Annotated in this window: 10 protein-coding genes and 1 riboswitch; of the genes, 6 read left to right on the top strand and 4 right to left on the bottom strand. The window is 60.8% G+C overall.

All coding sequences use genetic code 11. The features are described from left to right. Window positions 1-101: 101 nt before the first annotated feature. The 3 genes from fusA to rpsL form a co-directional block, all read right to left on the bottom strand. Window positions 102-2,180 carry an elongation factor G gene (gene fusA, locus AEYBE204_RS29675; RefSeq protein ID WP_023462131.1) on the bottom strand — a complete coding sequence of 693 codons (2,079 nt, stop codon included), beginning with the start codon at window positions 2,178-2,180 and terminating at the stop codon, window positions 102-104. A gap of 163 nt (window positions 2,181-2,343) precedes the next feature. Continuing rightward, entirely contained in the window at window positions 2,344-2,817 is a 474-nt protein-coding gene (gene rpsG, locus AEYBE204_RS29670; protein WP_023462130.1) for a 30S ribosomal protein S7, read from the bottom strand. A 12-nt stretch (window positions 2,818-2,829) separates the two neighbouring features. Next, a complete protein-coding gene (rpsL, locus tag AEYBE204_RS29665; protein ID WP_023462129.1) occupies window positions 2,830-3,201 on the bottom strand; it encodes a 30S ribosomal protein S12 in 372 nt (123 codons plus the stop codon). 341 nt (window positions 3,202-3,542) lie between these two features. On the opposite strand from rpsL, the gene AEYBE204_RS29660 reads away from it, so the two are divergent. The 3 genes from AEYBE204_RS29660 to AEYBE204_RS29650 are packed head-to-tail and all read left to right on the top strand — an operon-like array spanning window position 3,543 to window position 4,823. Further along, window positions 3,543-3,896 (top strand): helix-turn-helix transcriptional regulator, encoded by a 354-nt coding sequence (locus AEYBE204_RS29660; RefSeq protein WP_023462128.1) that lies wholly within the window; start codon window positions 3,543-3,545, stop codon window positions 3,894-3,896. A 1-nt stretch (window position 3,897) separates the two neighbouring features. Beyond that, window positions 3,898-4,350: a VOC family protein gene (locus AEYBE204_RS29655; RefSeq protein ID WP_023462127.1), complete on the top strand. Its 453-nt coding sequence runs from the start codon at window positions 3,898-3,900 to the stop codon at window positions 4,348-4,350. Next, complete coding sequence (locus tag AEYBE204_RS29650; protein WP_023462126.1) at window positions 4,347-4,823, top strand: SRPBCC family protein; 477 nt, start codon at window positions 4,347-4,349, stop codon at window positions 4,821-4,823. Before AEYBE204_RS29655 ends, AEYBE204_RS29650 begins: the two co-directional genes overlap by 4 nt. An 84-nt stretch (window positions 4,824-4,907) precedes the next feature. On the opposite strand, the gene thiC is transcribed toward AEYBE204_RS29650, so the two are convergent. Continuing rightward, on the bottom strand, window positions 4,908-6,776 hold the full coding sequence (thiC, locus tag AEYBE204_RS29645; protein ID WP_023462125.1) for a phosphomethylpyrimidine synthase ThiC: 1,869 nt from the start codon (window positions 6,774-6,776) through the stop codon (window positions 4,908-4,910). Between the two features lie 78 nt (window positions 6,777-6,854). Further along, window positions 6,855-6,969, bottom strand: a riboswitch (TPP riboswitch). A gap of 102 nt (window positions 6,970-7,071) precedes the next feature. Between thiC and AEYBE204_RS29640 the strand changes: the two genes are divergently transcribed. The 3 genes from AEYBE204_RS29640 to AEYBE204_RS29630 are packed head-to-tail and all read left to right on the top strand — an operon-like array spanning window position 7,072 to window position 10,002. Continuing rightward, the gene (locus AEYBE204_RS29640; protein ID WP_023462124.1) at window positions 7,072-7,911 is read left to right on the top strand and encodes a TIGR00266 family protein; all 840 of its coding nucleotides are present in this window, start codon (window positions 7,072-7,074) and stop codon (window positions 7,909-7,911) included. A 5-nt stretch (window positions 7,912-7,916) separates the two neighbouring features. Further along, a complete protein-coding gene (gene cytX, locus AEYBE204_RS29635; RefSeq protein ID WP_023462123.1) occupies window positions 7,917-9,230 on the top strand; it encodes a putative hydroxymethylpyrimidine transporter CytX in 1,314 nt (437 codons plus the stop codon). 28 nt (window positions 9,231-9,258) lie between these two features. Then, window positions 9,259-10,002, top strand: coding sequence for a hypothetical protein (locus AEYBE204_RS29630; protein ID WP_023462122.1), 744 nt, complete (start codon window positions 9,259-9,261; stop codon window positions 10,000-10,002). Window positions 10,003-10,010: the final 8 nt, after the last annotated feature.

Here is a 10,010-nt window from a genome sequence, read left to right as displayed (position 1 = left end):
TTTTTCAATTCCGCGGATGCGGACCTTCATTTGCGTAGGGTTGATTACGTAAGGAGCGGCCCGTAGCACACAAAATGCCACGGGCCAACATCCGATTTTGTTTAGGCGTACTTCTTGATCACTTCGTCGGCGACGTGCTGCGGCACGGGCTCGTAGTGATCGTAGACCATCGAGAACTGCGCACGGCCTTGCGACATACCGCGCAGAGTATTCACGTAGCCGAACATGTTCGCGAGCGGCACGAAGGCGTCGACGACGATGGCGTTACCGCGCATGTCCTGGCCCTGAATCATGCCGCGACGGCCGTTCAGATCGCCGATGACCGAACCCAGATACTCTTCCGGGGTCACGACTTCGACCTTCATGATCGGTTCGAGCAGCTTGGGGCCGCCCTTCTCACGCAGTTCCTTGAACGCGGCGCGGGCCGCGATTTCGAAGGCGAGGACCGAGGAGTCGACGTCGTGGTAAGCGCCGTCGATCAGGGTGGCCTTGAAGTCGATCAGCGGGAAGCCGGCCAGCAGACCGTTTTCCTTGGACGATTCGAGGCCCTTAGTGACGCCCGGGATGTATTCCTTAGGGACCGCGCCGCCGACGATGGCCGACTCGAACACGAAGCCCGTGCCGGGCTCGCCCGGTTCGAAGACCAGCTTGATGCGGGCGAACTGCCCCGTACCACCGGTTTGCTTCTTGTGGGTGTAGTCGATTTCAGCCTTGCGGGTGATCGATTCACGATAGGCCACCTGCGGCGCGCCGATATTGGCTTCGACCTTATAGGTGCGCTTCAGGATGTCGATCTTGATGTCGAGGTGGAGTTCGCCCATGCCCTTCAGGATCGTCTGGCCCGACTCGTGGTCGGTCGAAACGGTGAAGGACGGATCTTCGGACGCCAGCTTGGCCAGAGCAACGCCCAGCTTTTCCTGATCGGCCTTCGACTTGGGTTCCACGGCGATTTCGATAACCGGTGCGGGGAATTCCATGCGTTCCAGGATGACCGGCGACTTCAGCGGGTCACAAAGGGTGTCACCCGTGCGGGTGTCCTTCAGACCGGCCAGAGCGACGATATCGCCGGCATAGGCTTCCTTGATGTCTTCGCGGTTGTTGGAGTGCATGAGCAGCATGCGGCCAACGCGCTCGCGCTTGTCGCGCGTCGAGTTGAGCAGGCCCATGCCGGCTTCCAGCTTGCCCGAGTACAGGCGGCAGAAGGTCAGCGAACCGACGAAGGGGTCGTCCATGATCTTGAACGCCAGAACCGACAGGGGCTCTTCGTCCGAAGCGTGGCGAACCACTTCTTCTTCGGTCTTGTAGTCGATGCCCTTGGTCGGCGGGATGTCCAGCGGCGACGGCAGGTAATCGACGACGGCGTCGAGCAGGGTCTGAACGCCCTTGTTCTTGAAGGCCGAACCGCAGAGGATCGGATAGAAGGCGCCGGTCAGAACCGCCTTACGGATGCACTTCTTGATGGTGGCGACGTCGGGCTCGTTGCCTTCGAGATAGGCTTCCATGGCTTCGTCGTCGAGTTCGACGGCGTTGTCGATGAGGTACTGACGCGCCTCAACGGCCTTGTCCATCAGATCGGCCGGGATTTCGTGTTCGGCATAGTTGGCGCCGAGCGCGTCGTTGTCCCAGATGATCGCCTTCATCTTCACGATGTCGACGAGGCCGGACAGGGTGTTTTCCGAACCGATCGGGAACTGGATCGGCACGGCCTTGGCGCCCAGACGGTCGCGCATGGACTGAACCGACTTGTCGAAATCGGCACCGATCTTGTCCATCTTGTTGACGAACACGATGCGCGGCACCGAGTACTTGTCGGCCTGACGCCAGACGGTTTCGGTCTGGGGCTCAACGCCGGCGTTACCGTCGAGAACGGCGACCGCGCCGTCGAGAACGCGAAGCGAACGCTCCACTTCGATGGTGAAGTCGACGTGGCCCGGGGTGTCGATGATGTTCAGGCGCTTGCCTTCCCAGAAAGCGGTCGTCGCGGCGGACGTAATCGTGATGCCGCGCTCCTGCTCCTGCTCCATCCAGTCCATCGTGGCAGCGCCATCGTGGACTTCGCCGATCTTGTGGCTCTTGCCGGTGTAGTAGAGGATACGTTCCGTAGTCGTGGTCTTCCCGGCGTCGATATGCGCCATGATACCAAAGTTACGGTAGTCCTCGATCTTGTGTATGCGGGGCATGATACGGGCCTCAACAGAAGGTCAAAAAGGGATAGCTAAATAGGGTCGCCAAAAAACTTGGTTTCGCCAGAGACTTTAATGTGTAGATGCGCGGGCGGTTTAACCTAAACCCCCCGCGCGTTAAAGCTCTAATATGACAGGGGCGTGAACCCCTGCCCCGCACTTACCAGCGGTAGTGGGCGAAAGCGCGGTTGGCTTCGGCCATCTTGTGGGTGTCTTCGCGCTTCTTGACCGCGGTGCCGCGGTTGTTGGAAGCGTCGAGAAGCTCACCGGCCAGCTTTTCCGTCATGGTGCTCTCACCACGCTTGCGCGCGGCATTGACCAGCCAGCGGATAGCCAGGGCACGGCGACGGTCCGGACGGACTTCGACGGGGACCTGATAGGTCGCACCGCCGACGCGGCGCGAACGGACTTCGATCGACGGCGAAACGTTGTCGAGGGCCGCGTGGAAGGTTTCGATCGCGGTCGAATCCTTCTTCTTGGCTTCCAGGATGTCGAAGGCGCCGTAGATGATGTTTTCGGCGACGGCTTTTTTGCCTTCGTACATGACGTAGTTCATGAACTTGGTGACGACCAGATCACCGAACTTGGGGTCCGGCAGGACGTCGCGCTTCTCAGCGCGGTGACGACGGGACATACTCGATGCTCCTTACTTAGGACGCTTCGCACCGTAGTGCGAACGGCGTTGCTTACGGTTCTTGACGCCTTGCGTGTCTAGCACGCCGCGCAGGATGTGGTAACGGACGCCCGGAAGGTCCTTCACGCGGCCGCCGCGGATCAGAACCACCGAGTGTTCCTGAAGGTTGTGGCCGACGCCCGGGATGTAGCACACCGATTCGATGCCCGAGGTCAGACGGACCTTGGCGACCTTACGAAGGGCCGAGTTCGGCTTCTTCGGGGTGGTGGTGTAAACGCGGGTGCAAACGCCGCGGCGCTGGGGCGAACCCTTCAGGGCCGGCACCTTGTTGCGCTTCGGCGGGGCCTTGCGCGGCTTACGGATAAGCTGGTTAATCGTGGGCATATCATGCTCTCGTATAGGGAACCTGTGCCGTTTGGCCGGGGGGTTCCGGGTTGAAATACGGCCGTTTGGCCGGTCGTGATCGAGGGGCCATATCGACAAACACAAAAGCCGCAACCTGCGCTATGGAGGTTACGGCGGGCACACAGGCCCTGCATAATTCGACATGGGGAACGGGTCTTGGCAGACCCAACCTCAAAAAGATTGCGCGGCTATACAGGCCAAGCACCGCAAGGTCAAGCGGAGTCCGGAACGTCGTCTATAATAATACGAGCGAGCCAAAGGCTTGACAGAGCGCGCCCATAAATATAACCATTAAGTTATATAACTTTTAGGTTTTAAATATGCTCAGCGCCGCCCAGATGGATGCCGCCTTTACCGCCCTCGCCGATCCGACCCGTCGCGCCATCCTGACACGGCTTAAAACCGGAGACGCGACCGTCAACGAACTGGCCGACCCTTTCGCCATGAGCCAGCCGGCGATTTCCAAGCACCTGATCGTGCTGGAACGGGCGGGCCTGATTACCCGCGGCCGCGATGGGACCCGTCGCCCTTGCCGCCTCAACGCCCAGCCGATGGCGGAGATCAATGCCTGGATCGAAGGCTACCGCGCCCACTGGGAGCAGCGTTTCTCGCGCCTCGATGCGCTGCTTGAAGATCTGAAAACCGAAACCCCCAAAACCACCAAAGGAGAGTAGAATGCCCAGCCTGACCCCCTTCCTCATGTTCAACGCCCCTATGCCGGAGGTCGTTACCTTCTATAAATCGGTATTCAGGGATGACGCCGATATCCTCTCGGACGGTACGGGCGGCGGTGCCGCCTTCAGCCTCTGCGGGCAAAGGTTCAATGCTTTCAACGGCGGCCCACACTTTTCGTTCAGTCAGGGCGTGTCGTTCATGGTTACGGTCGGTACGCAGGACGAAATCGACTATTACTGGACCGCCCTGTCGGCGGACGGCGGCAAACCCCTGCAATGCGGCTGGGTGACCGACAGATTCGGTCTGCCCTGGCAGATCGTGCCGGAGCATCTGGGCCGCTACCTTTCCGACCCCGATCGCGAAAAGGCCGGACGCGCCATGCAGGCCATGATGGGCATGGGGAAGCTGGACATAGCCGGCCTGACAACGGCCTTTGAAGGCACGGCCCAATGACCCGGACCCTCAACGTCACGACACCCGCCCCCACCGACATCGTCGTCATCCGTCATTTCGATGCCCCGCGTCCTCTCGTCTGGCGCGCCCTCACCGAACCGGCCTTGCTGAAACGCTGGCTTATCGGCCCGGATGGCTGGACCATGCCGGTGTGCGAGATCGACCTGCGCGTCGGCGGCACCTATCGCTTCGTCTGGCGGCATCAGGCCAAGGGCGACATGGGTATGAGCGGTGAATACCGCGTTGTCGACGCCCCCGTCACCTTTACCAATACCGAAGTCTTCGACGAGGCATGGTACGATGGCGAATGCGTCGTGACCCAGACGCTCAGCGACGATGGCGATGAGACCGAACTGACGGTGCTGATGCACTTTATATCGGAAAAGGCGCGCGACATGGCGCTGCAATCCGGCATGACCTCCGGCATCGACAGCGGGTATCAGCGGCTGGACGGCATATTGACAGAGCTTTGAACAAAAAGGCGTGGGGTCACGGACCCCACACCCCTTGACCGATGCGCAAACGGTTCATTCTGTTCCCGGTGACGGGTGCAGGGTCTAAGACCCTGCTTCTACCGGTAGGTAGACCTCCGAGCCCAGCGCCTTGAACTTCTTCGACATCTCGCTCATGCCGGAGCTTTGTTCAACAACGGCGGCCTCAAGGTCGGCCTTCTCGTTATCCGTCATGTTCGCCGCATAGTCCCGGACTTCCTGCGTGATCTTCATCGAGCAGAACTTCGGGCCGCACATCGAGCAGAAGTGCGCCGTCTTATGCGCTTCCTTCGGCAGGGTCTCGTCGTGGAAGGCGCGCGCCGTGTCGGGATCGAGGCCGAGATTGAACTGATCCTCCCAGCGGAAATCGAACCGGGCCCGGCTCAGGGCGTCGTCCCAGGCGCGCGCCGCCGGGTGGCCCTTGGCGAGGTCGGCGGCGTGGGCGGCGATCTTGTAGGTGATCACGCCGGTCTTGACGTCGTTGCGATCCGGCAGGCCGAGGTGTTCCTTCGGCGTTACATAACAGAGCATGGCCGTACCGAACCAGCCGATCATGGCCGCACCGATGCCGGAGGTGATGTGATCGTAGCCCGGCGCGATGTCGGTCGTCAGTGGGCCCAAGGTATAGAAGGGCGCTTCGCCGCAGGTGGCGAGTTGCTTGTCCATATTGGCCTTGATCTTGTGCATCGGCACGTGGCCGGGGCCTTCGATCATCACCTGACAGCCCTTGGCCCATGCGATCTGGGTCAGTTCGCCCAAGGTTTCCAACTCGGCGAATTGTGCGCGGTCGTTGGCGTCGGCGATCGAGCCCGGACGCAGACCATCGCCCAGCGAGAAGGTGACATCGTACTCACGCATGATGTCGCAGATTTCATCGAAGTGCGTGTAGAGGAAGTTCTCCTTATGGTGCGCCAGACACCACTTGGCCATGATCGAGCCGCCGCGCGACACGATGCCGGTGACGCGATTGGCGGTCAGGTGGACATAGGCCAGACGCACCCCGGCGTGGATGGTGAAGTAATCGACGCCTTGCTGGGCCTGTTCGATCAGGGTATCGCGATAGACTTCCCAGGTCAGGTCTTCGGCAACGCCATTGACCTTTTCCAGCGCCTGATAGATCGGCACGGTGCCGATAGGGTTCGGCGAATTACGCAGAATCCATTCGCGGATATTGTGGATGTTGCGACCGGTCGAGAGGTCCATGACGTTGTCGGCGCCCCAGCGGATCGCCCACACCATCTTGTCGACCTCTTCTTCCATCGACGAGGTGACGGCGGAATTGCCGATATTGGCGTTGATCTTCACAAGGAAGTTGCGGCCGATGATCATCGGCTCGACTTCGGCATGGTTGATATTGGCCGGGATGACCGCGCGGCCACGGGCCACTTCGTCGCGGACGAATTCCGGGGTGATGAAATCGGGGATAGAGGCGCCGAAGTCCTCGCCGTCGCGGATCACGTCGGCGTCGGCCTTGCGGCGGATGTTTTCGCGGATGGCGATATATTCCATTTCAGCCGTGATGATCCCGGCGCGGGCATATTCGAGCTGGGTGACCATCTTGCCCGGCTTGCCGCGCATCACCTTGGGCAGGTTGGGGAATTCCGGCGCCAGACGATCGGCGGAGACATTGCCGTTGTCTTCGGGTTTGACGGCGCGGCCTTCGATGAATTCGACATCGCCACGATCCAGCACCAGTTGTTCGCGCACGCGCGGCAGGCCTTTGTCGATCTCAGGCACGAAGCCCGCTTCGGTATAGGGGCCGGTCGAATCGTAAAGGCTGACCGGCGGCTCGTTGGCCTCTTTTTGCAGCGCGACTTCGCGGAACGGGACGCGGATGTCGGGGAACAGGACGCCCGGCTCATAGACCTTGATCGAGCCGGGAAACGGCGAGGCCTCGACCCTGATGGGCTTCAGCTCTTTGATGGGCTTGTTCATTGTGTAATCCCTTTAAAACAAAGGGATCATGCGCGTCAGGTGCTATGGTCCACGGGCGGGTTGCTGAAAACGCGGTCGCCCTGGGCTGTACTCACTCCCTTCGCCGGCATGACCCGGATCAGGTTCGGCGGGTGTACGGAAGCTTGTCCGATTCTCAGCCCGCTTTGACGCGCGGACACCCCGGTGAACTACGGCGGAACATAGGGGAAGGTTAAGGTGGGGGCAAGGCAGAAAAGGACTTCCCTTTGCCGTCAGTCGCGTTAAACCTGTGCCACCACATCGCAGGAGCCCGCTCATGTTCGGCAATTCATCCGTCCCCACCACGCACCACGGTCGTCAATCCGGCGTCGCCGACGACATCGACTTCGACATCAAGGGGCAGGAACTGCAATTCGTCGAGATCGAACTCGATCCCGGCGAAAGCGCCATCGCCGAAGCCGGGGCGATGGTTTGGAAAGATGCCAGCGTCGGCATGACCACCGTCTTCGGCGACGGGTCGGGTCAGCAGAAAGGTTTCATGGGCGCGCTGCTCGGTGCGGGCAAGCGTCTGGTCACCGGCGAGAGCCTGTTTACCACCGTCTTCACCCATAATGGCCACGGCAAGGCCCGCGTCGCCTTCGGCGCGCCGGTGCCCGGGGCCATCGTGCCGCTCAAGCTATCGGATGTCGGTGGCCGCCTGATCTGTCAGAAGGACTCGTTCCTCGCCGCCGCGAAAGGTGTGTCGCTCGGCATCGCTTTTCAGAAGCGCATCATGACCGGCCTGTTCGGCGGCGAAGGCTTCATCATGCAGAAGCTCGAAGGTGACGGCTGGGTCTTCGTGCAGTTCGGCGGCATGGTCATCGAGCGCGAGCTGAAGGCCGGTGAGCAGCTTCATGTCGATACGGGCTGTGTCGCGGCCTTTACCGATACGGTCGATTTCGACCTCGTTCAGGCCGGCGGCGTCAAGTCGATGCTGTTTGGCGGCGAAGGCGTCTTCTTCGCGCAACTGACCGGACCGGGCAAGGTGTGGATTCAGTCCCTGCCCTTCTCGCGTCTGGCCGGTCGCATCGTGGCGACGGCGGGCGGCGGCGGTTCCAACCGTGGCGAAGGCTCGGTCTTGGGCGGCCTCGGCGACCTGATCGGCGGAAATAACTAAGCGCTATGTCCCAACCCGACTCCTACGATCCCTTTGTTCCGGCCCAGGCCTCCCAGCGCATCCTGACCACGCGCGATGCGTTTGCCCTATGGTTTTCGCTCGGCATCGGCCTTCTGGTGCTGCAAGCCGGGGCCTATCTGGTGCCCGGCCTGTCCTTGCCTCAGGCGCTGTTAGCCATCGTGGTCGGGAGCGGCATCGGCGCAGTGTTGCTGGGTCTGGCCAGCATGGTCGGGGCGGATACGGGTCTGGCGACTATGGCCGCGCTCAGGCCGACACTGGGCATTCGCGGCGCGCATGTGGCAGCGATCCTCAACATCCTGCAACTGATCGGCTGGGGGGCGTTCGAGATCATCGCCATGCGCGATGCCGCAGGCACCTTGTCGCAAAATGCGTTCGGGGTGGGCTTGCCGATCCTGTGGACCCTCGTGTTCGGCGTCGCGGCCACGGCGCTGGCGGTGATGGGCCCGCTTGGCTTCGTCCGTCGTCTGCTCAGGAAATACGGTCTGTGGGTTCTGCTGGCCGGGGCCGCGTGGATGACCTTCGCGCTCCTGTCGAGCGGCGACCTGAGCGCCGCGTTTGCCCGCCCCGGCGACGGCTCGCTGGCGTTCGGGAGCGCCATTGACCTCGTCATAGCCATGCCACTCAGTTGGCTGCCGCTGATCGCCGACTATGCGCGCTTCGGCAAATCGCCGGGCGCTATGTTCAAGGGCAGCGCCCTGGGCTATGCGCTGGCCAATATCTGGTTCTTTTCGCTCGGGGCAGCTTACGCCCTGAGCGCCGGACAAAGCGCCGACAACATGCTTCTATCGGCTCTGGCGACCACCGGCGGCGGGCTGGCCTTGCTGTTCATTCTGATCGATGAGACCGACAATATCTTCGCCGACATCTTCTCGGCAGCGACCTCATTGGCCAGCCTTATCAAGGCCCATATCCGTCATCTGGTGATCGGCTTCGGCGTCCTGTGTACGGCGATCGCCCTGTTCGTGCCAATGACACAGTTCCTGACCTTCCTCTACATGATCGGCTCGGTCTTCACCCCGCTTTACGGCGTGTTTCTGGTCGATCACTTCATCATCCGCAAACGTCAGGTCGCGGCAACGGAAATCCACGACATCAAAGGCCCGTATGGCTTTACCTTCGGCCTGAGCCTGACGGCGTTTGCCGCGTGGGCGGCCGGGATCGCCACCTATTATGCCGTCTTGAACCTTTCGCCCGCATGGGGTGCCACCCTCCCCGCCTTTGCCGTATCAGCCATCGGTTATTGGGGACTGTCCAAGATAATCCGTCCCATTGACAGGCGCCCGCCAAATTTATCATAATCAACAAACATTCAGGGGGGATGACATCATGAAATTCGTAGCCGTAAACCTGTGCCTGGCTCTGGTGCTATCGGCAGGAAACGCTATCGTCGTGCCGGTGGCTCAGGCTCAGGTTTCTGACGCCTCTGCCGACACCGCCGTAGATATCGCTATGGCCTACCTTAAAGAGAACAAGCTTTTCTCACTGCTGATGCGCACGGAGCCCGGCTTCGAAGCGGAGGCACGGGCAGAATTCCGCCGCATCGCAACCTCGGTGCCCGCCGACAAGGTCCAATCCGAGGCTCAGGCCTATGGCACCAAGGTTGTGCTTCTCCTTATCGAAAAATATACCATCAAGTCGTCGGATGCGGCGATCGAAGGGTTCCTGCAGCAAAACCTTAAAATGGCCATCGGCTTGAAAGACCGGCCCGCAGACTGCGTCGCCTACGTCATGGGTACCGGAAAGATATCGCTTGAGATTATGACACCCGCGATCATCGAAGCTGAAACCGAGATTAAATACCAATTGCTCGAAAGCGCCCTGACGCGCCCTGCGGCCTTTACACCTATGGCGATATCGGACCTGCTCGCATTGGTTGAAAAGCGTTATGCGGCCATCGGCGGCGATATCTCGAACCTGACGCTTCTGGATCAGGCGACATCGCTGCCGCCGGCACAGGGATGTCAGGTGGTAACGCAGTTCAGCCAGATGCTGACCGCAGGTACGCCGACCGAAAACGCCACGCTATACCGGAACTTTTTATATCTGAGCAAACAGTCTCAAGCGCAATAATCAGATCA

This window comes from Asticcacaulis sp. YBE204, assembly GCF_000495855.1.
Taxonomy (GTDB): Bacteria; Pseudomonadota; Alphaproteobacteria; order Caulobacterales; family Caulobacteraceae; genus Asticcacaulis.
The sequence above is the reverse complement of the archived record's forward strand: the minus strand, read 5'-3'. Positions and strand labels throughout refer to the sequence as shown.

Bases quoted from the DNA above. Each gene is read 5' to 3' on its own strand.
- rpsG (WP_023462130.1), bottom strand. From the start codon at position 2,817: ATGTCCCGTCGTCACCGCGCTGAGAAGCGCGACGTCCTGCCGGACCCC.
- cytX (WP_023462123.1), top strand. From the start codon at position 7,917: ATGTCCCAACCCGACTCCTACGATCCCTTTGTTCCGGCCCAGGCCTCC.
- AEYBE204_RS29630 (WP_023462122.1), top strand. From the start codon at position 9,259: ATGAAATTCGTAGCCGTAAACCTGTGCCTGGCTCTGGTGCTATCGGCA.
- AEYBE204_RS29660 (WP_023462128.1), top strand. From the start codon at position 3,543: ATGCTCAGCGCCGCCCAGATGGATGCCGCCTTTACCGCCCTCGCCGAT.
- AEYBE204_RS29655 (WP_023462127.1), top strand. From the start codon at position 3,898: ATGCCCAGCCTGACCCCCTTCCTCATGTTCAACGCCCCTATGCCGGAG.
- rpsL (WP_023462129.1), bottom strand. From the start codon at position 3,201: ATGCCCACGATTAACCAGCTTATCCGTAAGCCGCGCAAGGCCCCGCCG.
- AEYBE204_RS29650 (WP_023462126.1), top strand. From the start codon at position 4,347: ATGACCCGGACCCTCAACGTCACGACACCCGCCCCCACCGACATCGTC.
- AEYBE204_RS29640 (WP_023462124.1), top strand. From the start codon at position 7,072: ATGTTCGGCAATTCATCCGTCCCCACCACGCACCACGGTCGTCAATCC.
- thiC (WP_023462125.1), bottom strand. From the start codon at position 6,776: ATGAACAAGCCCATCAAAGAGCTGAAGCCCATCAGGGTCGAGGCCTCG.
- fusA (WP_023462131.1), bottom strand. From the start codon at position 2,180: ATGCCCCGCATACACAAGATCGAGGACTACCGTAACTTTGGTATCATG.